At 71.9% G+C, this 23,531-nt stretch carries 21 protein-coding genes; 14 read left to right on the top strand and 7 right to left on the bottom strand.

The window, feature by feature from the left end:
* Positions 1–2 precede the first annotated feature (2 nt).
* Positions 3–458: a hypothetical protein gene (locus tag J7F03_RS01040; RefSeq protein ID WP_214946699.1), complete on the top strand. Its 456-nt coding sequence runs from the start codon at positions 3–5 to the stop codon at positions 456–458.
* Between the two features lie 95 nt (positions 459–553).
* On the opposite strand, the gene J7F03_RS01035 is transcribed toward J7F03_RS01040, so the two are convergent.
* On the bottom strand, positions 554–2,308 hold the full coding sequence (locus J7F03_RS01035) for a biotin carboxylase N-terminal domain-containing protein (RefSeq protein ID WP_214946698.1): 1,755 nt from the start codon (positions 2,306–2,308) through the stop codon (positions 554–556).
* 443 nt (positions 2,309–2,751) lie between these two features.
* On the opposite strand from J7F03_RS01035, the gene J7F03_RS01030 reads away from it, so the two are divergent.
* Positions 2,752–3,291: a hypothetical protein gene (locus tag J7F03_RS01030; RefSeq protein ID WP_214946697.1), complete on the top strand. Its 540-nt coding sequence runs from the start codon at positions 2,752–2,754 to the stop codon at positions 3,289–3,291.
* Here J7F03_RS01030 and J7F03_RS01025 read toward each other — a convergent pair.
* The 4 genes from J7F03_RS01025 to J7F03_RS01015 form a co-directional block, all read right to left on the bottom strand.
* Complete coding sequence (locus J7F03_RS01025) at positions 3,272–3,901, bottom strand: nucleoside triphosphate pyrophosphatase (RefSeq protein WP_214946696.1); 630 nt, start codon at positions 3,899–3,901, stop codon at positions 3,272–3,274. The genes J7F03_RS01030 and J7F03_RS01025 overlap by 20 nt on opposite strands.
* A gap of 154 nt (positions 3,902–4,055) precedes the next feature.
* The gene (gene mmpB / locus J7F03_RS41855) at positions 4,056–4,190 is read right to left on the bottom strand and encodes a morphogenic membrane protein MmpB (protein WP_285440370.1); all 135 of its coding nucleotides are present in this window, start codon (positions 4,188–4,190) and stop codon (positions 4,056–4,058) included.
* 132 nt (positions 4,191–4,322) lie between these two features.
* Entirely contained in the window at positions 4,323–4,532 is a 210-nt protein-coding gene (locus J7F03_RS01020) for an acyl-CoA carboxylase epsilon subunit (RefSeq protein ID WP_214946695.1), read from the bottom strand.
* 22 nt (positions 4,533–4,554) lie between these two features.
* Positions 4,555–6,150, bottom strand: coding sequence for an acyl-CoA carboxylase subunit beta (locus J7F03_RS01015; RefSeq protein WP_214946694.1), 1,596 nt, complete (start codon positions 6,148–6,150; stop codon positions 4,555–4,557).
* 131 nt (positions 6,151–6,281) lie between these two features.
* Between J7F03_RS01015 and J7F03_RS01010 the strand changes: the two genes are divergently transcribed.
* The 5 genes from J7F03_RS01010 (at position 6,282) to hutH (ending at position 12,498) form a co-directional block, all read left to right on the top strand.
* Positions 6,282–7,160, top strand: coding sequence for a biotin--[acetyl-CoA-carboxylase] ligase (locus J7F03_RS01010; RefSeq protein ID WP_214946693.1), 879 nt, complete (start codon positions 6,282–6,284; stop codon positions 7,158–7,160).
* Between the two features lie 137 nt (positions 7,161–7,297).
* Positions 7,298–8,509: an adenylate/guanylate cyclase domain-containing protein gene (locus tag J7F03_RS01005; protein WP_214946692.1), complete on the top strand. Its 1,212-nt coding sequence runs from the start codon at positions 7,298–7,300 to the stop codon at positions 8,507–8,509.
* An 89-nt stretch (positions 8,510–8,598) separates the two neighbouring features.
* Complete coding sequence (locus tag J7F03_RS01000) at positions 8,599–9,381, top strand: enoyl-CoA hydratase/isomerase family protein (protein WP_214946691.1); 783 nt, start codon at positions 8,599–8,601, stop codon at positions 9,379–9,381.
* Between the two features lie 123 nt (positions 9,382–9,504).
* A complete protein-coding gene (locus J7F03_RS00995) occupies positions 9,505–10,677 on the top strand; it encodes a GGDEF domain-containing protein (RefSeq protein ID WP_214946690.1) in 1,173 nt (390 codons plus the stop codon).
* Positions 10,678–10,956: 279 nt separating this feature from the next.
* Positions 10,957–12,498, top strand: a complete 1,542-nt coding sequence (gene hutH / locus J7F03_RS00990) for a histidine ammonia-lyase (protein ID WP_214946972.1) — start codon at positions 10,957–10,959, stop codon at positions 12,496–12,498.
* A gap of 116 nt (positions 12,499–12,614) precedes the next feature.
* On the opposite strand, the gene J7F03_RS00985 is transcribed toward hutH, so the two are convergent.
* Complete coding sequence (locus J7F03_RS00985; protein ID WP_214946689.1) at positions 12,615–12,914, bottom strand: hypothetical protein; 300 nt, start codon at positions 12,912–12,914, stop codon at positions 12,615–12,617.
* Between the two features lie 254 nt (positions 12,915–13,168).
* Here J7F03_RS00985 and J7F03_RS00980 point away from each other — a divergent pair, with 254 nt between their 5' ends.
* From J7F03_RS00980 to J7F03_RS00960, 5 genes are all read left to right on the top strand, one after another.
* Positions 13,169–13,510 carry a hypothetical protein gene (locus tag J7F03_RS00980; protein ID WP_214946688.1) on the top strand — a complete coding sequence of 114 codons (342 nt, stop codon included), beginning with the start codon at positions 13,169–13,171 and terminating at the stop codon, positions 13,508–13,510.
* A 115-nt stretch (positions 13,511–13,625) separates the two neighbouring features.
* The gene (locus J7F03_RS00975) at positions 13,626–14,900 is read left to right on the top strand and encodes an Ig-like domain-containing protein (RefSeq protein ID WP_214946687.1); all 1,275 of its coding nucleotides are present in this window, start codon (positions 13,626–13,628) and stop codon (positions 14,898–14,900) included.
* Positions 14,901–15,043: 143 nt separating this feature from the next.
* Entirely contained in the window at positions 15,044–16,540 is a 1,497-nt protein-coding gene (locus J7F03_RS00970) for an ABC transporter permease (protein ID WP_214946686.1), read from the top strand.
* 96 nt (positions 16,541–16,636) lie between these two features.
* Positions 16,637–17,314: an ABC transporter ATP-binding protein gene (locus J7F03_RS00965; protein WP_214946685.1), complete on the top strand. Its 678-nt coding sequence runs from the start codon at positions 16,637–16,639 to the stop codon at positions 17,312–17,314.
* A gap of 35 nt (positions 17,315–17,349) precedes the next feature.
* Positions 17,350–18,327 carry a GNAT family N-acetyltransferase gene (locus J7F03_RS00960; RefSeq protein WP_214946684.1) on the top strand — a complete coding sequence of 326 codons (978 nt, stop codon included), beginning with the start codon at positions 17,350–17,352 and terminating at the stop codon, positions 18,325–18,327.
* 12 nt (positions 18,328–18,339) lie between these two features.
* Here J7F03_RS00960 and J7F03_RS00955 read toward each other — a convergent pair whose 3' ends face one another.
* Positions 18,340–19,239, bottom strand: coding sequence for a helix-turn-helix domain-containing protein (locus tag J7F03_RS00955; protein ID WP_214946683.1), 900 nt, complete (start codon positions 19,237–19,239; stop codon positions 18,340–18,342).
* A gap of 162 nt (positions 19,240–19,401) precedes the next feature.
* Between J7F03_RS00955 and J7F03_RS00950 the strand changes: the two genes are divergently transcribed.
* Positions 19,402–20,451, top strand: coding sequence for an NAD(P)-dependent alcohol dehydrogenase (locus tag J7F03_RS00950; protein ID WP_214946682.1), 1,050 nt, complete (start codon positions 19,402–19,404; stop codon positions 20,449–20,451).
* Positions 20,452–20,718: 267 nt separating this feature from the next.
* A complete protein-coding gene (locus J7F03_RS00945) occupies positions 20,719–23,472 on the top strand; it encodes a PKD domain-containing protein (protein ID WP_214946681.1) in 2,754 nt (917 codons plus the stop codon).
* The last annotated feature ends 59 nt before the right edge of the window (positions 23,473–23,531 follow it).

The following is a 23,531-nucleotide window of genomic DNA, read 5'->3' as shown; positions in this document are numbered from 1 at the left end:
TGATGACTGAAAACTACTGGGCGGACACCGTGTACGGGGCCCCGCCGCTCGAAGGTCTGGAGCGCTGCGATGCTTCGGTCGTCTTCGACTGGCTGGACCTTCGGTTTCCGGTCGCGGGATCGAAAATCGACTGGTCCCGCGTGCAAGGACAGCATGCGCACTGGAGTGTTTCCGATGAAGTGCAGCTTGCTGAAATGACGGTGAGGGAAGTGGCTCTGCGCACTCTCCCGGACTCGACGGTCGACCACGTCGGAGACGGACTCTCCCCCTACGGGGTACGTTTTTCCGAGGCCGTCTGCGCCCCGGTCGTCGCCGAACTGCTTGAAATCCCCGAGCACCACTACTTCCTCGCCGTGGACAGGTCGTGGATCGTGGTCGTCACTACCGAGGGAGACCTCGACGTGGTCGATCAGCTTCATTTCGAGAATGATCAGCTCGAAGGGCCTGCTGATCGCTGACCCGCTGAGCGGTCGTCCGCGCACGACGTAAAGACGGCCTGTGCGCCCCGGAAGGGGTGCACAGGCCGTCTTTCGTGTCGCTGGAGCCGCGGAGGTCAGTCCTTGATCTCGCAGATGGCCGCGCCGGACGTCAGGGACGCGCCGACCTCCGCCGACAGGCCGACGATCGTGCCCGACCGGTGCGCGTTCAGCGGCTGTTCCATCTTCATCGCCTCGAGGACGACGATCAGGTCGCCCTCGTTGACCTGCTGGCCCTCCTCGACCGCGACCTTGACGATCGTGCCCTGCATGGGCGAGGCCAGCGTGTCGCCGGAGGCGGCCGGGCCGGACTTCTTCGCCGCGCGACGCTTGGGCTTCGCGCCGCCGGCTGCGGCGGTGCGGGCCAGGGTCATGCCCAGCGAGGACGGGAGGGAGACCTCCAGGCGCTTGCCGCCGACCTCGACGACCACGGTCTCGCGGCCCGGCTCGTCCTCGGTGTCGTCCACGGCGGGAACCACGAACGCCGGGATCTCGTTGACGAACTCGGTCTCGATCCAGCGGGTGTGGATCGTGAACGGGTCGGAGGTGAAGGCCGGGTCGGCGACGACCGCGCGGTGGAACGGGATGGCCGTGGCCATGCCCTCCACGTCGAACTCGGCCAGCGCGCGCGCCGCCCGCTGCAGGGCCTGCTCGCGCGTGGCGCCCGTAACGATGAGCTTGGCGAGCAGGGAGTCCCACGCGGGGCCGATGACCGAGCCGCTCTCGACGCCCGCGTCGAGGCGGACGCCCGGGCCGGACGGGGCGGCGAACTTGGTGACGGTGCCCGGCGCCGGGAGGAAGCCGCGGCCCGGGTCCTCGCCGTTGATGCGGAACTCGAAGGAGTGGCCGCGCATGACCGGGTCCCCGTAGCCGAGCTCCTCGCCGTCGGCGATGCGGAACATCTCGCGCACCAGGTCGATGCCGGCGACCTCTTCGGTCACCGGGTGCTCGACCTGCAGGCGGGTGTTGACCTCGAGGAAGGAGATGAGGCCGTCGGCGGAGACGAGGAACTCGACGGTTCCCGCGCCGACGTAGCCGGCCTCCTTCAGGATCGCCTTCGAGGCGGCGTAGAGCTCCGCGTTCTGCGCGTCGCTCAGGAACGGCGCGGGGGCCTCCTCCACCAGCTTCTGGTGGCGGCGCTGCAGCGAGCAGTCACGGGTGGAGACGACGACCACGTTGCCGTGGGAGTCGGCCAGGCACTGGGTCTCGACGTGCCGCGGCTTGTCGAGGTACTGCTCGACGAAGCACTCGCCGCGACCGAAGGCGGCGATGGCCTCGCGCACGGCGGAGTCGTAGAGCTCCGGCACCTCTTCGAGGTTCCGGGCGACCTTCAGACCGCGACCGCCACCGCCGAAAGCGGCCTTGATCGCGATCGGCAGCCCGTGCTCCTTGGCGAAGGCGACGACCTCGTCCGACCCGGAGACCGGGTCGGGCGTGCCGGCCACGAGCGGCGCGCCGGCGCGCAGCGCGATGTGGCGGGCGGCGACCTTGTCGCCGAGGTCGCGGATCGCCTGCGGCGGCGGGCCGATCCAGGTCAGGCCCGCGTCGATGACGGCCTGCGCGAAGTCGGCGTTCTCGGAGAGGAAGCCGTATCCGGGATGGATGGCGTCCGCACCGGAATCGGCTGCGGCCTGCAGGATCTTGGACATGTCCAAGTAGCTGGCGGCCGGGGTGTCACCGCCCAACGCGAAAGCTTCGTCGGCCGCGCGGACATGCAGAGCGTCCCGGTCCGGATCGGCGTAGACGGCTACGCTCCCGATCCCGGCATCCCGGCAGGCCCGAGCAACGCGGACTGCGATTTCGCCACGGTTGGCGATGAGCACCTTGCGCACGATGGCTCCCTCCTTGAAACAAGCTGAGTTTAGGGACAGCCCACACGGCCTTTCGACCCTTCCCCAGAGGTGACCTTGCCCACACACAGTGTGATTCGAGTCTGACTGGAGTCGAAAAAACCCATGCGGCGCCCCAAGTCAGGGGGATCCCCGACTGCACAGTAACCCTGTCGCGCGGTCCTGGTCTCTGTCCGCCAGGTCAGCGGGCCCGGGTGATTCTTTGTCGAGTCCCTACGAACGGCCCATTCATTCTTTGCGTGACCGCCGTGAGGAGACCCGCGCCGATGCCGGACCGACGCCGGACCGACGCCACGCCGATGCCGGGCGGTCATCGGGTGGGAGCCCCACCGTAACGAAGCGGTCCCGGCCCCTTGTCGGCAGGATTACCCGTTAGTAGCCTCCTGGCGTCGAACAGGCTTGTGCTTGTGGGGGATGGGGGCGTCGTGGCTGGTGTGGGTGGCGTGGTGCTGCGGAGATCCGTGGCCGGAGCGACCGCGGTCGTACTGGTCGCCGAGGGGGCGGTGCTGGCCTTCGTCCACCTCGTCCTGGGCCGGACCACCGCGAACCAGTCGATGTCCATCGCGGGCATGGATCCGTCCGTCATGTCCAAGGCGACCTACGCGATGGGCGCCGGCATGGGCGGCTTCCTGCTGCTCTGTGCCGTCTTCCTCGCCGTCGCCGCGATCCGCGACCGGGCGCCGGGAACCTTCGCCCGTGTGCTCCTCGTCACCGCCGCCGTCACCCACGGACTGCTCGGCGCCCTCGTCGTCGGCCTGGTCGGCTGGCCCGCCTTCGGGGTGATGATGGCGATCCTGTGCCTGCTGGTGGCGAGCCTGATGCTCTACTCGGCCAAGGACGCGCGCGGGGCCGACGCGGGCGCCCGGGGCGCGGACGGCGCCGGCGGCGGCCCCGAGGTCCAGGACGCGCCGCCGGGTCACCCGCTGCTCGGGGACTTCGGGGATTTCAAGCCCACAAGTCCGTGATCGACACGCCCAGTTCGGCCAGCAGGGAGCGCAGCAGCGGCAGGGAGATCCCGATCACATTGCCGTGATCCCCGTCGATGCCCTCGATGAACGGCGCCGACAGCCCGTCCAGGGTGAACGCCCCCGCCACGTGCAGCGGCTCCCCGCTCGCCACGTACGCCGCCACCTCCGCGTCCGTCGGCTCGCCGAAGCGGACCGTGGTCGACGCCGTGGCCGAGACCTGGCGGCCCGTCGCCGTGTCGATCACGCAGTGCCCGGTGCGCAGCACCCCGGCGCGCCCGCGCATGGACTTCCAGCGGGCCGTCGCCTCCTCGGCGTCCGCCGGCTTGCCCAGCGCCTCGCCGTCCAGCTCCAGCACGGAGTCGCAGCCGATCACCAGGGCGCCCGCGGCCTCGTCCAGGGCCGCCACGACGGCCGCCTTCGCCTCGGCCAGCGCGAGGGCCAGCTCGGCGGGGGAGTCGGCGGTCAGGGCGTCCTCGTCGAAGCCGCTGACGATCACGTGCGGGGCGAGCCCGGCCTGCCGCATCAAGTTCAGCCGGGCGGGCGAGGCGGAGGCGAGGACGAGCGAGTGGCGGGCGTCGGGGCGGTGTTCGGCAGTCATGTCCGCCATCGTAGGGCGGCCCGGGCGGCGGGCTGCCACAGCCCGGGAGGGGGCGTCCGGGCTCGCCGCCGCAGGGAGGGGGTCTCCGGGCAGCCGCAGCCGGCACGCGGGGTGCGTGGGCCGCGGCCGGGCGGCGATCACCGGGCGGCCGCCGGGAGGCGATCTAGAATCCGCCCAGGCCGAGCACGTACACCACGACGATCATGGCGATGACGACGACCACCGTCATCCGCCGGACCATCGCCTGGGCCTCGCGCATGTCCTTCGGCGGCTCGTCTTCAGGGTCTGACCAGAGCATTCCCCGATCCTGGCCCCGGCAACGGCTGTGGCGCCTGAGTACGGGTACTCAGGCGCCACGCCGGTTTGCGTCATTCTTCGGCCGGCCCGGGCCAGGAGGCGGCCCGGAGAGCGCCCAGGAGGCCTGGGAGGCCTAGGAGGGCCAGTACGTACGCCCCCACGCGCCCGGACCGGGCCGCGGCAGCGTCCGCCGGGCCACCCGGACCGGCGCGGCCCACGCGTCCGCCACCCGCTGCGCGCCCGGCGGCACCGATGCCAGCGCCGCCGCGCGCGCTTGGACCACCGCCAGTGCGGCGGCCAGCTCCTCCGGGGTCGGGTTCCCCTTGACGACCTTGATCATCACTGCGAGCTCCTCGTGGTGCCGGCTAGAGGGGGATGTTGCCGTGCTTCTTCGGGGGCAGGGACTCCCGCTTGGTGCGCAGCTGCCGCAGCCCCTTCACCACGTGTGCCCGGGTCTCGGACGGCATCGTCACCGCGTCGATGTAACCGCGCTCGGCGGCCGTGTACGGGTTCAGCAGCGCGTCCTCGTACTCGGTGATGAGCCGCGCCCGGGTCTCCTCGGCGTTGCCGGCCTCCTCCGCTTCGGCGATGGCCCTGCGGTGCAGGATGTTCACCGCGCCCTGCGCGCCCATGACCGCGATCTGCGCGGTCGGCCAGGCGAGGTTTAGGTCGGCGCCCAGGTGCTTGGAGCCCATGACGTCGTAGGCGCCGCCGAAGGCCTTGCGGGTGATGACGGTGATCAGGGGGACGGTCGCCTCGGCGTACGCGTAGATCAGCTTCGCGCCGCGCCGGATGATTCCGTTGTACTCCTGGTCGGTGCCCGGCAGGAAGCCCGGCACGTCGACGAACGTCAGCACCGGGATGTTGAAGGCGTCGCAGGTCCGTACGAAGCGGGCCGCCTTCTCGGAGGCGTCGATGTCCAGGCAGCCGGCGAACTGCATCGGCTGGTTGGCGACGACCCCGACCGGGTGGCCCTCGACGCGGCCGAAGCCGGTGAGGATGTTAGGCGCGAACAGCGACTGCGTCTCCAGGAACTCCGCGTCGTCGAGCACGTGCTCGATCACGGTGTGCATGTCGTACGGCTGGTTCGCGCTGTCCGGGATCAGTACGTCGAGCTCGCGGTCGGTCTCGGAGACCTCGGTGTCGGCTTCCTCGGGGAAGGCCGGGGCCTCGGAGAGGTTGTTCGACGGGAGGTAGGACAGCAGCGACTTCACGTACTCGATGGCGTCCTTCTCGTCACCCGCCATGTGGTGCGCGACGCCGGACGTGCTGTTGTGCGTGCGCGCCCCGCCCAGCTCCTCGAAGCCGACGTCCTCGCCGGTGACGGTCTTGATGACGTCCGGACCGGTGATGAACATGTGCGAGGTCTGGTCGACCATGACCGTGAAGTCGGTGATGGCGGGGGAGTACACGGCCCCGCCGGCGCAGGGCCCGACGACCAGGCTGATCTGCGGGATCACTCCGGAGGCGTGCACGTTGCGGCGGAAGATCTCGCCGTACATGCCGAGCGCGCTGACGCCCTCCTGGATGCGGGCGCCGCCGGAGTCGTTGATGCCGACCAGCGGGCAGCCGGTCTTCAGCGCGAAGTCCATCACCTTCATGATCTTCTGGCCGTAGACCTCGCCGAGGGCTCCGCCGAACACGGTGAAGTCCTGCGAGAACAGGGCGACGGGACGCCCGTCGACGGTGCCGTAGCCGGTGACGACGCCGTCCCCGTACGGGCGGGTCTTCTCCAGCCCGAAGTTCGTCGACCGGTGCCGGGCGAACTCGTCGAGCTCGACGAAGGACCCCTCGTCCAGCAGGAGGGCCACCCGCTCACGCGCCGTCAGCTTTCCCTTGGCGTGCTGCTTCTCCACCGCCCGCCCGGACCCGGCATGGGTGGCTTCCTCGACGCGGCGCTGCAGATCCGCGATCTTCCCCGCGGTGGTGTGCATGTCGATCGGCTCTGACGGTTGTGACATCGGGGTCGCGGCTCCCTGCGTGGTGTCAACGGCCTGGCAAATTACGTGACTACTACTAGCTACTGGTGCGTAGCGTATCGGCGGGCATGGCGCTCGGCAGTGCGGCGTTTGACACACCTAATCTGGCTTGCATGACGCCATCAGATGCATCAGGCGGGGCTTCGACCGGAGCTTCCGCGGGCCGCTGGTCGAACCTGGACCGGCCGCCGTTGAACGTCGCCGCGCTGCAGCGGGCTCTCGTGACCGGGGAGGGGCTGTGGACCTCGCTGGAGGTGGTCGGGTCCACCGGGTCGACCAACAGCGACCTCTCCGCGCGGGCCGGGGAGCTGGCCGAGGGGGCCGTGCTCGTCGCCGAGCAGCAGACCGCCGGGCGCGGGCGGCTGGACCGGAGCTGGATCGCCCCGGCGCGGTCCGGACTGTTCTTCTCCGTACTGCTCAAGCCCGGGCCGCAGGTGCCGCCGGAGCGGTGGGGGTGGCTGACCCTGCTGGCCGGGGTGGCCACCGCGACCGGCTTGTCGCGGGCCGCCGGGGTGGACACCGCCCTCAAGTGGCCCAACGACCTGCTGGTCGCCGTGGACGGGGAGGAGCGCAAGACCGGCGGGATCCTCGCCGAGCGCGTCGACGACGGGGTCGTCATCGGGATCGGGCTCAACGTGACCATGACCGACGACGAGCTGCCGGTGGAGACCGCCGGATCGCTGCTGCTGGCCAAGGCCTCCGTCACCGACCGGAACCCGCTGCTCAAGGCCGTGCTCCGCTCGCTGGAGCAGTGGTACGGGGACTGGCGCGCGGCCGGGGGCGATCCGGCGGCCAGCGGTCTGCAGGAGACGTACGCGGCGGGCTGCGCGACCCTCGGCAAGCACGTGCGGGCCGAGCTCCCGGGCGGGCGCACTCTCACCGGGACGGCCGAAGCGGTGGACGCGGACGGGCGGCTCGTCGTACGGACGGCGGACGGGGAGCGGGAGGCCGTGGGGGCAGGGGACGTGGTCCATCTGCGGTCGGTCCGGTAAGCCGCCGGGCAGCCGCCCCCGGGTGACGGAGCAGGGGAGTGAGCTACGGCACACCTGCCGTATGGTTTAGGCGATCCCGGTCCTTGCGGTGATCAACCGGTTGGGCAGTGCGCACGGATATGGACAGGAGGCGGCCCTTGACCGTCGACGACCCGCAGTCCAGCGCGCCCGCCCCCGGAACGGCGCCGTCCTCCGGAACCGCGTCGGGCTCCGGAACCGCGCCGGCCTCCGGCGCGGCCGCGAGCCCGGCCACCCCGATCGGCCGCGACCAGCACACTCCCCACCACGAGGTCGACCACACGGCCCAGCCGACGGCCGACCCGCTCGCCATCCGCCTGGAGCAGCTGATCCTGGGCGCCGAGCGCCGGTACACCCCCTTCCAGGCGGCCCGCAGCGCCGGAGTCTCGATGGAGCTCGCCTCCCGCTTCTGGCGGGCCATGGGCTTCGCGGACATCGGCCAGGCCAAGGCCCTGACGGAGGCGGACGTACTGGCGCTGCGCCGGCTCGCCGGCCTCGTCGAGGCCGGGCTGCTCAGCGAGCCGATGGCGGTGCAGGTGGCACGGTCCACCGGGCAGACCACGGCACGGCTCGCGGAGTGGCAGATCGACTCCTTCCTGGAAGGGCTGACGGAGCCGCCGGAGCCGGGAATGACCCGTACGGAGGTCACGTACCCGCTGGTCGAGCTGCTGCTGCCGGAGCTGGAGGAGTTCCTCGTCTACGTGTGGCGGCGCCAGCTGGCGGCCGCGACCGGGCGGGTCGTGCAGGTGGCGGACGACGAGGAGATGGTCGACCGGCGGCTCGCGGTGGGATTCGCGGACCTGGTGGGCTTCACCCGTCTGACGCGGCGGCTGGAGGAGGAGGAGCTCGGCGAGCTCGTCGAGGCCTTCGAGACCACGGCGGCGGACCTGGTCGCGGCGCACGGCGGCCGGCTGATCAAGACGCTCGGCGACGAGGTGCTGTACTGCGCCGACGACGCGGGCACGGCGGCGGAGATCGCGCTGCGGCTGATCGAGACGATGGGCGCCGATCCGCAGATGCCGGAGCTGCGGGTGGGCATCGCCTTCGGGACCGTGACGACCCGGATGGGCGACGTCTTCGGGACCACGGTGAACCTGGCCTCGCGGCTCACGTCCATAGCGCCGAAGGACGCCGTGCTGGTCGACGGCGCGATGGCCGAGGAGCTCGGGCGGACGGGCGCGGCGCCGGTATCGGAGAAAGAGGCGGAGGCGGAGGAGGGCGGCGGCGTGTACCGCTTCGCGCTCCAGCCGATGTGGCAGCGGCCGGTGCGCGGGCTGGGTCTCGTGGAGCCCTGGTCGCTGACGCGGCGGAACCCTAAGATCCCCGGGTAACGTTCGTTAACCGGGAGGGTCGCCCTGTGTCCGAGCCTGTCTCTGCATCACCCGAATCGCCTGCATCGCCCGTATCGGATGCATCGCCCGTGTCGGAATTCGTGGCCGTGCGCCGGCATGACGGCGGTGTCGTGGAGCTGGTCCTGGACCGGCCCAAGGCGATGAACGCGGTGTCCACGGAGATGGCGCGGGCGATCGGTTCCGCCTGCGCCTCGCTCGCGGCGGACGCGTCGGTACGGGTCGTCGTGCTCTCCTCGACCGCCGGGAGGGCGTTCTGCGTGGGCGCGGACCTCAAGGAGCGCAACTCCCTGTCGGACGCCGAGCTGGTGCGGCAGCGGCCGACCACGCGGGGCGCGTACGGGGGCGTGCTGGAGCTGCCGATGCCGACGATCGCGGCGGTGCACGGGTTCGCGCTGGGCGGCGGCTTCGAGCTGGCCCTCGCGTGCGACGTCATCGTGGCCGACGAGACCGCGGTGGTGGGGCTGCCCGAGGTGTCGGTCGGCGTGATCCCCGGAGGCGGCGGGACGCAGCTGCTGCCCCGGCGGGTGGGGGCGGCGCGGGCCGCGGAGCTGATCTTCACCGCGCGGCGCGTGGAGGCCGGCGAGGCGCTGGCCCTGGGGCTGGTCGACTCGGTGGTCCCGGCGGGGTCGGACCGGGAAGAGGCGCTCGCCCTGGCCGCGCGGATGGCGGCGAACTCCCCCGTCGGACTGCGGGCGGCGAAGCGGGCGCTGCGGCTCGGGCACGGGATGGACCTGACGGCCGGGCTGGAGATCGAGGACGCGGCGTGGCGTTCGGCCGCCTTCTCGGGGGACCGGGCGGAGGGCGTGGCGGCGTTCAACGAGAAGCGCAGGCCGGTGTGGCCGGGGGTGTGACCTTCCCTGTTGCCCGGGGTGGGTTCGCGGCGCCCGCGTTTTCCCGTCACCAGGCGTGATCTTGGTGCCACCGAATGTCGCGTCAATTGTCACCAAATCGGACAAAACCTCTAACCTGGGGTGATGGGTGTTGACGGGCGGCTTCGAGCCGTCGTGGGCCTCGCGCAGGCCATGGCGGCCGCGTGCGCGCCGCGGGACAGTGTCCGGGCCGCGGCGCGGGGGGCGAGGCTGGCGATGGACGGGTCGTTCGCCGCCATCTCCGCGTGGGAGCGGGAGCGCGGGCGCCTGCGGGTGCTCGTGAACGAGGGGGAGCGCCGGGCCGGGGAGGAGGAGTTCCCCGAGGACGAGTCGTACCCCGTCCACGACTTTCCGGAGATCACGGAGTTCCTGCACGAGCGCTGGGTGGGCGGTGGCGGACCCCACGCCTGGGTGGAGAGCGCGGTCGGGGACCGGCCGGGCCGCAGGGGAGAGGCGCTGCGCGGGCGCGGGCGCGGGACGTGCGTGGTCGCGCCGATCGTGCTGAGCGGGCGGGCGTGGGGCGAGCTGTACGTGGCCAGGGACGAGGGGCTGCCGGACTTCGACGAGGACGACGCGGAGTTCGCGACCGTCCTGGCGGCGGTGGTCGCGGCCGGGCTCGCGCAGAACGACCGGCTGGAGGAGGCCCGGCGGCTCGCCTTCACCGATCCGCTGACCGGGCTGGCCAACCGGCGGGCCGTGGACATGCGGCTCGACGAGGCGCTGGAGGAGCACCGCAGGAGCGTGGCGGCCGGGGCGGCCGGGGCGGGCGATGCGGGCGGGGCGGGCGGGGCGGGCGGTCCGGCGACCGTGGTCAGCCTGGTCGTCTGTGACCTGAACGGCCTCAAGAAGGTCAACGACACGCTCGGCCATGCGATGGGCGACCGGTTGCTGGAACGTTTCGGCTCCGTGCTCAGCCTGTGCGGGGCGATGCTGCCGGGATCTCTGGTCGCGCGGCTGGGCGGGGACGAGTTCTGCCTGGTCAGCGTCGGGCCTTCGGCGGACGAGGTGGTGCGGGTCACCGAGGAGGTGTGCCTGCGCGCCGCCGAACTGGAGCTGGGCGAGGGGGTCGCCTGCGGGGTCGCGTCGACCGGGGATCCGATCGGCCCGGTGAAGTCCTCGCGGCGGCTGTTCCGGCTGGCGGACGCGGCGCAGTACAAGGCGAAGGCCGCGCGATCGCCGAAGCCGGTGGTGGCGGGGCGGGACACGGCGGTCGTCCGGCTGGCGGATGCGGCGCAGCGGGATGCGGGGGAGCGGCGGCGGTTTCGGGGGCGGGCGTAGCCGTCGCCGCCGCGCCGCGCCGCGCCGCGCCGGCTGCCGGGGGGTGTCTCCGGGCTCTGCCCGGACCCCGGGGGCAAGCGCCGGACGGGCGCGGGCTTCGCACGGCCACGGCCTCAAGCGCGCCGGGCGGGCTGAAAAAGGGCGCCTGGGCTTCGCCCCGGGTCCCGCGCCTCAAACGTCGGCGGGGCTGGGTTTTGGCCTGCGCCGGGTGAGTCCGCCGCCTGGTGGATTCGAGGGGTGACATGAAGGGATTCAGTCCGTAGGGTGCTGAATATGGATATGCAAACTGTCGTGGTGGGAACGTCCGGGACCACCGCCGAGGACGTGATCGCGGTCGCTCGCGGCAACGCCCGCGTCGAGCTTTCCGGTGAGGCGGTTGCCGCGCTGGGGCGGGCTCGCGCGATCGTGGACGCGCTCGCCGCCAAGCCCGAGCCCGTCTACGGGGTGTCCACCGGGTTCGGCGCACTCGCCTCCCGGCACATCAGCCCCGAGCTGCGTGCGCAGCTCCAGCGCAACATCGTCCGTTCGCACGCCGCCGGCATGGGCCCGCGCGTCGAGCGCGAGGTCGTGCGCGCGCTGATGTTCCTGCGGCTGAAGACCGTCGCCTCCGGGCACACCGGCGTGCGGCCGTCCGTCGCGCAGACGATGGCCGACGTCCTCAACGCCGGGATCACCCCCGTCGTCCACGAGTACGGGTCCCTCGGGTGCTCCGGAGACCTCGCCCCGCTGTCGCACTGCGCGCTCGCGCTCATGGGCGAAGGTGACGCGGAAGGCCCCGACGGGGTCGTCCGGCCCGCCGGGGAGCTGCTCGCCGAGGCCGGGATCACCCCCGTCGAGCTCCGCGAGAAGGAGGGCCTCGCCCTCCTCAACGGCACCGACGGCATGCTCGGCATGCTGGTCATGGCCCTCGCCGACCTCGGCAAGCTGTACACCTCCGCCGACATCACCGCCGCCCTGACCCTGGAGGCACTGCTCGGCACGGAGAAGGTCCTCCAGCCCGAGCTGCACGCCATCCGCCCGCACCCCGGCCAGGGCGCCTCCGCCGCCAACATGGCCGCCGTCCTGAAGGGCTCCGGGCTCACCGGGCACTTCCAGGAGGAGTCCGCCCCGCGCGTGCAGGACGCCTACTCCGTGCGCTGCGCCCCGCAGGTCGCCGGTGCGGGCCGCGACACCATGGCGCACGCCGCCCTGGTGGCCTCGCGCGAGCTGGCCGCATCCGTCGACAACCCGGTGGTGCTGCCCGACGGGCGCGTGGAGTCCAACGGCAACTTCCACGGCGCCCCGGTCGCGTACGTCCTGGACTTCCTCGCCATCGCGGCCGCCGACCTCGGCTCCATCGCGGAGCGGCGCACCGACCGGCTGCTCGACAAGAACCGCAGCCACGGCCTGCCGCCGTTCCTCGCGGACGACGCCGGCGTGGACTCCGGTCTGATGATCGCCCAGTACACGCAGGCCGCCCTGGTCAGCGAGATGAAGCGGCTCGCGGTCCCGGCCTCCGCCGACTCGATCCCCTCCTCCGCCATGCAGGAGGACCACGTCTCCATGGGGTGGTCGGCCGCGCGCAAGCTCCGTACCGCCGTCGACAACCTCACCCGGATCGTGGCGATCGAGCTGTACGCCGCCACCCGCGCCATCGAGCTGCGCCACGGGCTCACCCCGGCGCCGGCCAGCCAGGCCGCCATCTCCGCCGCGCGCGCGGCGGGCGTGGAGGGTCCCGGGCCGGACCGGTTCCTCGCGCCCGACCTGGCCGCCGCGGACGCGTTCGTCCGGTCGGGTGCGCTCGTGACCGCCGTGGAGGCCGTGACGGGCCCCCTGGCCTGATCGCCTCCCGTGGAACGGGCAAGGGCCGCGGCCCGGGGCACCACCCCGGGCCGCGGCCCTTTTCCGTGCGGGGAACCCGTGCGGGAGCGCGGGGCCCGTGCCTGCCGCGCCAGCCGCTACCGCGTGCGCGAGCTGCGGATCGAGAAGGCCACGAAGCCGGCCCCGAGGCCTAGGCATAGCGTGCCGCCCAGCAGGTACGGGGTGGTGTCGATGCCGCCGCTGTCGGCGAGCTCGAGCGAGACGCCGGCGCCCGATACGGCCGATACGGCCTGGACCCGGGCGCTTTCGGCGGCGGACGCGCCGGCGGCGGCGGTCGCGTGCCCGGGGGCGGTGGCGTTGGCCGACGGGACGAACCACAGAGCGGCGAGGAGGGTGGTCGCTCCGAGAGCGGTGAGTGTCGATCGACGTGCGGACACGGTGCGATCCCCCTTGTGGCAGCAGCGAATTGGCCGTGTCCGGTGATGGTACCTCCGGTGCGCTCCGGGCTTCGGCCCGGTGGCGAAGAAGCCGGCGGGAAGGCGCCGGTGGGAGGGGGGTCGGCCCCATCTCGGTGAATATCGCTCATTTTTGGACATCAGGAGTAAATGCCCCGCTCGCCGGGTGCGTGGATGTCGGGGAAAGGGGCGGGTCGTGGGAAACCCGGGGATTGCGCGGGATTACCCTCCGTCGTATGAACCCTTCTGAGACATCACGTTATGTACGACTTCGGGTGGATCTGGTACTCGAAGTACCCGACGTGGACGCGCTCACCGGAGCCGCGCTCGCGCACATCAAGGCCGACGAGTTCATGCCGGACGAGGAGCGCGCCCACGCGGAGGCCGCGGTCCGGGAGGACGAATCGGAGGCTTTGGCCTACTTGGTGGACCCGACCGACCTGGTCGCGGATATCCCCGGAGTGGAGCTCGCGCAGGCTTCCTGGAGCAGCGAGCCCGTGGAATACGACCCCGAGTCCATGGAGTGGGACCTGGACGAGGAAGATGGGGACATCGACGAAGAGGCTGACAGCGTCTGACGGTGGGGTTGACCACATTCGAATGGGATGTGGAAGCGACTCGGGGTGTCAACGCGTTGTCAGGACGAGGCAGGGGGGTCATGCCCCCCTGTCCGGGGAACGGGGTTCCGCAACGATGGAGTGGCGTGTGAGGACGGACAGCAAGCGTCGGAGAAGGTCCCTGGTGGCCATATCCGCCGTACTCGGTGGCGTACTGGTGCTCGCGGGATGCAATGACGCGGGTGGCGGGGGGGACGCGCCGAAGGCCGACGGGGAGGCCTCGGCCAAGGCCGATGTCGACGCGGCGGCGGCCAAGGACGCCTCCAAGGCGCGAATAACCATCACTCCCAAGGACGGCGCCGCCAACGTCGGCCTGAACGACGCCGCGAACGTGACCGTCGTCGACGGCACGCTCACCCAGGTCGAGCTGAAGGCCAGCGACGGCGCCGCGGTGGCGGGCAAGATCGCCGACGACGGCAAGAGCTGGAAGCCGGACGGTGCGCTGAAGCGCTCGACCAAGTACGCGCTGTCGGCGACCGCGAAGGACGAGGCGGGCCGCGAGGCGCACGAGAACGCCTCTTTCACCACCGTCTCCCCGGAGAACAGCTTCGTCGGCTCCTTCATACCGGACGAGGGCAAGACCGTCGGCGTGGGCATGCCGGTCTCGATCACCTTCAACAAGCCGATCAAGGACAAGAAGGCCGTCCAGGCGGGCATCACCGTCACCTCCACCAGCGGCCAGGAAGTCGTGGGCCACTGGTTCAGCGCGCAGCGACTGGACTTCCGCCCGGAGAAGTACTGGCAGGCGAACTCCACCGTCACGCTGAAGCTGGCGCTGGACGGCGTCCAGGGCGGCCCCGGCATCCAGGGCGTGCAGAACAAGACCGTCACCTTCAAGATCGGCCGTAGCCAGGTCTCCACGGTCGACGCGAAGACCAAGAAGATGACGGTGACCCGGGACGGCGCGGTCCTCAAGACCATCCTGATCTCGGCGGGCTCCCCGGAGAACCCGACGTACAACGGCCAGATGGTGATCTCCGAGAAGTTCAAGGAGACCCGGATGAACGGTGCCACCGTCGGTTTCACCGACGACGACGGCAAGGGCGAGTACGACATCAAGGACGTTCCGCACGCGATGCGGCTGTCGAACTCCGGCACCTTCGTCCACGGCAACTACTGGGGCTCGGACTCGATCTTCGGCAGCGTCAACACCAGCCACGGCTGTGTCGGCCTGAACGATGCCAAGGGTGCGAACGACCCGAACCAGCCGGCGGCCTGGTTCTACGACAACTCCCTCATCGGAGACGTCGTCACGGTCGTCAACTCCCCGGACAAGACCATCAAGCCGGACAACGGCCTCAACGGCTGGAACATGAGCTGGGCGGACTGGAAGGCCGGCGCGGCCCTCTGACGCGCCGATAGAACGGAACCCTCGCGACGACGGCGGGGAGCCCCCGGGGTGAAACCCGGCGCGGCTCCCCGCCGTTCGTCTTCTCATCCGACTCTTACCCGCGGCTTATCCGGCGATCAGAGGTGCTGCCTAGGTTCGGCCGCATGTTCTTCACCTACCTCCGGCGCGAGTTGCGCCGCCGCAGGAAGGCGGCGCTCGTCGTCGCCTCCGGACTCGCCCTGGGCATCGCCCTCGTCATCGTCGTCACCTCGGTCTCGGCCGGGATGGCGCAGGCGCAGGGCAAGGTCCTCCAGTCGCTCTACGGCCTCGGGACGGACATGACCGTCACCAAGGCCCAGACCCCGCCGGCCGAGGGCGACACGGCCGCCCGCCCCCGGTTCCAGTTCGACGCGAAGGGGGAGGGCGACACGGACGCCGAGGCCGAGCAGAGCAGCGACCTCGTCATGCCGCAGGGCTTCCAGACGCTCGACGCCGCGACCGTGGCCAAGGTGTCCGGCCAGGAAGGCGTCGCCCAGGCCGTCGGCGGGCTCAGCCTTCAGGTGATGAAGGTCAACGGGCAGTTCAAGCGCGGTGAGTTCAAGCGGGCGGAGGGCGCCGCGAGTGGCGGCGCCGCCGCCAAGCCCGGCGCCACCGGCGGCGGTACGGGCGGTGCCGCGGGCGGCACGACGGGCAAGGTCGAGGGCGGCGGCGCCGACTTCGACGTCAACTCCTTCTCCGTGTACGGCGCGGACGTCACGCGGCCCGAACTGGGCCCGCTCACCACCTCGAAGATCACCTCGGGTCGCGGCTTCCAGGCCGGCGAGACCGACGCGGCCGTCGCCGTCGTCGACAGCGCCTACGCCACGAAGAACAAGCTCGCCGTCGACTCCGAAGTGACCATCAAGACGGCCAAGTTCAAGGTCGTCGGCATCGCCACCGCCGACAGCGCAGACGCGGCCGCCAACGTCTACGTCCCGCTCAAGCAGGCCCAGACCCTCGCCGGGACCCCGGACAAGATCACCACGGTCTACGTCCAGGCCAAGGACTCCCAGGCGATCGGCTCCGTGAAGCAGGCCATCCAGAAGAACGTCCCGGACACCACCGTCACCACCTCGGCCGACCTGGCCGACACGGTCTCCGGTTCGCTCTCCACCGCCGCCTCCCTCGCCTCCACCGTCGGCAAGTGGCTCTCCTACGCCGTCCTGCTGGCCGCCTTCCTCGTCGCCGGCCTGCTGACCTCCTCCGCCGTCTCCCGGCGCGTCCGCGAATTCGGCACCCTCAAGGCGCTCGGCTGGAAGAGCGGCCGCGTCACCCGCCAGGTCGCCGGAGAAGCCCTGGTCAACGGCCTGATCGGCGGGGCGCTCGGCATCGGCCTCGGGCTCGGCGCCGCCTACGCCATCACCGCGATCAGCCCGAAGCTCACCGCGCAGCTCGCGGGCGGCAGCGGCGGCGCCGGCGGAGGTGGCGGCGGCGGGATGATGCGCTCCGCCCGGCAGAGCGCGGGCAAGGCCCTCGACATCGCGCTCACCGCGCCCGTCTCGCTCTCCACCATCGCTCTGGCCGTCGCACTCGCCGTCGCGGGCGGACTGATCGCGGGCGGCTTCGGCGGCTGGCGCGCCTCCCGGCTGCGGCCGGCGGACGCCCTGCGACGCGTCGAATAACCGTCCGCGCCGCGGGCCCGGCCTGCGGGTCCGCACCGCAGGTCCGGCCGCCCGCGCGGCCGACCGTACGTACTTCTGAGCGAGCGAAGGAACGACATGTACCAACTCACCGGTGTCACCAAGCGCTACCGGCGCGGCAAGGAATCCATCGACGCGCTGGCCGGCGTGGACCTGACCATCGAGGACGGCGGCCGGCTCGTCATCCAGGGTCCCACCGGCGGCGGCAAGTCCACCCTGCTGCAGATGCTCGGCGCCCTCGACCGGCCGACGGCGGGAGAGATCATCCTCGACGGGCTCGACCTCGCCACGGTCTCCGAGGCCCGCCTCACCCGGGTCCGGGCGGAGAACATCGGCTTCGTCTTCCAGTCCTTCAACCTGATCCCGACGCTCACCGCGCAGGAGAACGTCGAGACGGCGCTCGTCCCGCTCGGCCTCAAGGCGCGCGACCGGCGCGAGCGGGCCGCCGAGGCACTGGACTCCGTAGGCCTCGGCGAGCGGATGGGCCACCTGCCCGGCGAGATGTCCGGCGGCCAGCAGCAGCGCGTCGCCATCGCCCGGGCGCTGGTGAAGCGGCCCAAGGTGCTGCTCGCCGACGAACCGACCGGCAACCTCGACGAATCGATGCGCGACGAGATCATGGACCTGCTGGAAGGGCTGTGGAAGGAGCACGGCCTGACCTTCGTGATGGTCACGCACGACAGCGCGCTGGCGAAGCGGGCACCGCGCCTGGCGACGATCCGGCGGGGCCGGGTGACGATCACCGAAAACGTGTGAGCGCCGGGCCCGGGTCCCCGTCTAGGGTCCGGATCATGACGAACGCCGAGCAGGTCACCGAGCTGTCCGTACCCCCGTCCGACGCGGAGGCGGAGGCTTGGCGGGCGGTCCTGGCCGCCGCCCGGGACGCCGACCTGCCGCAGCTCGCGGCCCCTTCCGCCGGGGAGGTGGCCGGACGGCTGCGGGTGCCGCCGGTGCGGGGGCGGTCCGTGCACTGGGCCACCGAGGGCGGGGTCGCCTCCCTGCTCCTCTTCACGGACGGCAGCAACGACCACACCGCCTTCCTGGACGTGCTGACGGTGGAGCCGGCCGCGCGCCGGCGGGGCGTGGGCTCGGCCCTGTGGCAGCGGGTCCGCGAGGAGCTGCTCGCCCAGGGCCGGACCTCGGTCGCGGCGGAGGTGGACCTGGGCGGCCCCGGCCAGGCGTTCGCTCAGTCGCTGGGCTTCGAGAACGTCCTGCCGATGGCCTGGTACGTACAGGACGTCCAGGAGGCCCGGGAGCGGCTCGGCGGTGCCGCGCCCGCACCCGGCTACGAGCTGCTGTGCTGGCCCGGCCTCGTGCCCGACGCCTGGGCGGGGGCCGCGGCCGCCGCCCACGGTGCGATGGACGACGCGCCGAACGGGGACCTGGACCAGCAGATCCAGACCTGGGCGGCGGAGCACCTGCACGCCGCCCACCGGCTGATCCTGGCCCGGGGCGGCGCGCTGACCACGGTCGCCGCGGTCACCCCGGACGGCGAGGTGGCGGCGTACACGGAGCTCGTCCTCACCGACCCCGAGGGCCCGCGCGCCCTCCAGTACGACACGGCGGTGCTGCCCGGCCACCGCGGCCGCGGCCTCGGCCGCGCGGTCAAGCTCCGCATGCTCGCCGAGGCGGCGACCCGCCACCCGGCCCTGCGCCGGATCGACACGTCGGTGGCGGACGACAACACGCCGATGATCGCGGTCAACACCGCGCTCGGCTACCGCCGCGAACGCGCCGCCGGGTACTTCCAGCTGCAGCTGGAGGGGTGAGCCGGTGAGCCCTCACTGACCGGAGGCCGGGGCCTTGTACGGGGCGGACGCCGGGGCCGCCGGCCCCGGCGCCGACCAGGAGGAGAGCAGGCGCAGGGCGTCGGCGGAGGGTGAGCCCGGCGGTGCGTGGTAGGTGACCAGGAACTGCGCCGGGTCGTCCGGCAGGGCCAGGGTCTCGAAGGAGAGCAGGAGCTCGCCGACCAGGGGATGGCGCAGGCGCTTGAGGCCGTGGGTCTTGTCGTCCGCCACCGTGTGCGCCGCCCACAGCCGGCGGAACTCCTCGTTCTTCACGGACAGCTCCCCGACCAGGGCCGTCAGGCGTTCGTCGTCGGGGTACCGGCCGGCGTACAGGCGCAGATTGCTCACGACCTCGCACGCCCGGCACTCCCAGTCCGCGTACAGCTCGGCCGTCGCCGGGTCCAGGAACACCAGTCGGACGAGATTGCGCTCCTGCGCCGGCAGGGCCCCGAAATCACCGAAGACCGCGGCCGCCAGCCGGTTCCAGCCGATGACGTCCTGACGCCGCCCGACCAGGTACGCCGGTACGCCGTCCATCGCGTCCAGCAGCGTCCGCAGCTCCGGCCTGACCTGCTGCGGGCGCTCCGCCTGGCGGCGCCTGCGGGGCTTCGGGGCGGCCAGACGGCTCAGGTGCGCGTGCTCCGTGCCGTCCAGGCGCAGCGCCCGCGCGATGGCGTCGAGGATCTCCGCCGACACGTTCTGCCCGTGGCCCTGCTCCAGCCGCGTGTAGTACGCCACCGACACCCCCGCCAGCTGCGCCAGCTCCTCGCGGCGCAGCCCCGGGACCCGGCGGTGGCGGCCGTAGTCGGGCAGACCCACGTCCTCGGGGCGCAGCCGGGCGCGCCGGGATCGCAGGAACTCGCCGAGCTCGGCTCGCTGATCAAGCTGGTCCATTACCCCAGTATCCCCGGGTACGCGGACAGGCCGGGGGGCTGTGCCTGACCCCGCCAAGGGTAGGTTCGCCAGTCCTAGGCAGGACAGGGGGATGGGTGTCCGTCGCGCGGGCGGGCAAGCTGGCGAGCAGTCCCGCACAGCAGTCTTCCGAGGAGCCCCACCGTGTCCGTCACCCAGGTCGCCGCCTACGCCGCTCCCGCCCCCAAGGCCCCGCTGGAGCGCACCACCGTCCCGCGCCGCCCGGTCGGCGCGCACGACGTCCTCATCGACATCAAGTTCGCCGGCATCTGCCACTCCGACATCCACCAGGTCACGGACGGCTGGGGCGAGGGCATCTACCCGATGGTCCCGGGGCACGAGATCGCCGGTGTGGTCGCCGAAGTCGGCCCGGACGTCACCAAGTTCGCGGTCGGCGACCGCGTGGGCGTCGGCTGTTTCGTCGACTCCTGCCGCGAGTGCGCGCAGTGCCTCGCCGGCCAGGAGCAGTTCTGCGCCAAGGGCATGACCGGCACGTACAACGCCCTCGACAAGAACGGCGAGCCCACGTACGGCGGTTACTCCACGCACGTGGTCGTCGACGAGAACTACACCGTCCGCATCCCCGAGGCCCTCGCCCTCGACGTCGCCGCCCCGCTGCTGTGCGCCGGCATCACCCTCTACTCCCCGCTGAAGCACTGGCAGGCCGGCCCCGGCAAGCAGGTCGCGGTCGTCGGCCTCGGCGGGCTCGGCCACATGGGCGTCAAGATCGCCCACGCGCTCGGCGCCGAGGTCACCGTGCTCTCGCAGACCCTGCGCAAGAGGGAGGACGGGCTGAAGCTGGGCGCCGACCACTTCTACGCAACGAACGACGAGGCCACCTTCGACGAGCTGGCCGGCCGCTTCGACCTCATCGTGTCCACCGTCTCCGCGCCGCTCGGCCTCGACGCCTACCTGAGGCTCCTGAAGGTGGACGGCGCGCTGGTGAACGTCGGCGCCCCGGAGGAGCCGGTCTCGCTGAACCTGTTCTCCGTCATCGGCGGCCGCAAGACGCTGGCCGGTTCGATGATCGGCGGGATCGCCGAGACGCAGGAGATGCTCGACTTCTGCGCGGAGCACGGGCTCGGCGCGGACATCGAGGTGATCCGGGCCGAGGAGGTCAACGAGGCCTACGAGCGCGTGCAGGCGGGCGACGTCCGCTACCGCTTCGTCATCGACACCTCGACGATCCGATGACCTGACGGCCCCGGCCGTCGGGCCCCGTCCCACCGACAGCCCCCGGCGCGCCACGAGCGCGCACCGGGGGCCGTCGCACGTCCGGCGCAGGACGCCCACGCGACCCGTGCCCCGGTCCTACGCCCGCACCGGGCCAGTGTGATGATGACCGCAGAACCTGGGTTCCGTGTGTGCCCGACCGTCGCAAGGGGGAAGCGGTCGGGCGACGTCGCGCGGCGCCGCGCCCCGGTCGTACCCCGCCGCTTCTGTGTCGAAGGAATTCCGCTGGTGCGTCCTACTCGTGCGACGGTCCTGCTCACCGCAGGCCTCGTCACCCTTCTCGGCATACCGGCCACCGCGGCCGCCGCCGAGACCCCGACCGACCTGTTCGTGAACAGTACTTCGGGCTCCTGCTCCGACGCCGGAGCCGGTTCGCGGTCCGCCCCGTACTGCACGATCACGGCGGCGGCGAAGGTGGTCAAGCCGGGCCAGACCGTGCGGATCGCCCCGCAGACGCGCTACCCCGATGCGGTCACGATCGACCGCTCGGGAGAGCCGGGCAAGCCGATCACCTTCGCCTTCGGCGAGGAAGGGGTCGTCGGCTACCAGGCCTTCCTGGAAAAGGGCCTCACCATCAGCGGGGCCTCCCACGTGGTGGTCCGCGGACTCCAGGTCGAGGGAGGGGTGCGCATCGGCGCCTCCCACGATGTCGTGCTGGAGAAGCTCGGCGTCTCCGGCCCCCAACCCGCCGCCCTCGTGGTGGGCGGGGCGAGCACGGACGTACGGGTCATCCGCAGCACGCTCGACGCCGTCCGGATCGAGGGAGGCGCCCAGCGCACCGTCCTCAGCCGCAACATGATCGAGGACGACCGCCGGGCGGCCGCGACGGTGCTGGACGCGCCCGGCACCGTCCTCACCAACAACACCATCCTCGGCGGATGCGGGGCGGCCGTGTCGGTCGGCGGGACCTCGACCGGCTCGGCACTGTTCAACAACGTGGTCCACACCCGGAGCACCCCCAGCACGTGCGCGGCCGCCGAGCCGCGGGTCGGCATCGCGGTGGCGAAGATCGCGACGGCCGGCACCCGTGTCGACTACAACCTCATCGCGGGCCAGCCCGGCACCGTGGCTTCCCCCTACAACTGGGCCGGCACCAACTACCAGACGGTGGCGGCGTTCCTGGCCGCCGGCGGCCAGGGTGCGCACGACCTCCTGAGCCCGTCCCTCGACGGCATCGGCCCGTGGGACGAATCGCCCACCGTCGACTCGGGCGACCCCACGGCCCCGGGGGTGATTCCCCTGGACTGGGTCGGGGACCCGATCGCGGACGACCCGCGCGTCCCCAACACGGGCAAGAACGGCGGGTACATCGACCGCGGCGCGCACGAGACCCAGGACGACCTGCGCGGCGTTACCCTCTCGCTGAGCGAGAGCTGGGCGCCAGTTGGTACGCGGGTGAAGGCGACGGCCGTCGCGGACAGCCACTGGTGGGCCGGCATCACCTACCACTTCGACTTCGGGGACGGCACGGACCCGGTCGTCACCAAGCAGTCCAGCGTCGAGCACGTCTACGGCGCGCCGGGCGGCTACGCGGCCCAGGTGACGGCCGTCAACGGTGTGGGAGAGCGGGTCTGGTCCACCTACGCCCCGGCCAAGGTGACCCCGGCCGGTCCGCTGAGCGCGGCCTTCGCCGTCGAGCAACCCCTGCCCACCGGGTCGGACCCGAACGTCATGGGGATCTCCCCTCTGACCGTTGTCGTCGACCCCACGGAGCTCACCGCGGCGCCCTGGCCGGTGCTGAGCGCGGACGTGGAATTCGGCGACGGCAACACGGCCCACGGCAGCGAGCTGCGTTCCTTCGAGCACTCCTACGCATCTCCCGGCGACTACAAGGTGACGCTGACCCTCTCGGACTCCAAGGGCGCGAAGTCCACGGTCAGCAAGACCGTGAAGGTCGACTACGCCCCGTCCGGGTACGTCGCCACGGAGCCGTTCCGCATCAAGGACTCGCGCATCGACGGCACCCCCGTCCTGAGCGGCCGGCCGGTGGACGTGACCTTGCCGACGGCTTCGCACATACCGGACCACCCCGTGTCGGCCGGCTTGGCTTCGGCGGTCGTCAACGTGACCGTCACCGGCGCCACGGAGGACACCCACCTCACCGTGTGGCCGTCGGGCCAGCCGCGTCCGGCGACCTCGAACGTGAACGTCCGCGCGGGCGGCACCTCGTCGAACACGGTCACGGTCCCGGCCGGTGTGCTGGGGATGGTCCAGGCGCAGCTGGGCTCCGGCAAGGCCGAGCTGATCGTGGACTTCGTCGGCTACTACCAGCCCAACATCGGGCAGCGGTTCTCCCCGCTCGCCCCGACCCGGGTCATGGACACCCGTACGACCGGCGGCGTCCTGTCCGCTGGCAAGACCCGCACGGTGAAGGTCGCGGGCGTCAACGGCATCCCGGCCGACGCCACCGCGGTCGCCCTGAACCTCACGAGCACGGGCGCGTCGGAGCAGGCGCACGTGATCGCCTACCCGGACCCGGCGAAGCGCCCCACCACGTCGAACCTGAACGTGGAGCCGGGCAAGGACAAGTCCAACCAGGCCATCGTCCCGGTCGGACCGAACGGCACCATCACCCTGTACACCAACTCGGGCTCTACCCACCTGATCCTGGACGCGGTCGGCTACTACGGCAAGGACGGCAAGGCCCTCTTCACCCCGGTCGTCCCCAAGCGCCTCGCCGACACCCGCACCACCGGCAAGCTCGCCCCCGGCGCGACCACGACGGTCTCCGGTCTCCCGGCGAACGCCCTCGGCGCGGTCCTGAACATCACCGCCACGGACACCACGGCCCCCGGGTTCCTGACGGCGTACGCCTTCGGGGGCACGCTCCCCGCGGCCAGCAGCCTCAACACGCTCCCCGGCGCCACCGTCCCGAACCACGTCACCACCCCGGTGGCCTCGGGCAAGGTCAACATCTTCAACAGCTACGGCGGCGGCAACCACGTGATCACCGACCTCCTCGGCTACTTCACCCAGGGCTGACCCCGGCCCGAGAACGCCGAAGCCCCGGCCCCCGCGACGAGCGGGGGCCGGGACTTCGC

Origin of the sequence: Streptomyces sp. ISL-43, assembly GCF_018614195.1 — a bacterium.
Classification (GTDB): Bacteria; Actinomycetota; Actinomycetes; order Streptomycetales; family Streptomycetaceae; genus Streptomyces.
Note: the sequence above shows the minus strand (reverse complement) of the source record. Positions and strands in the feature narration are given on the sequence as shown.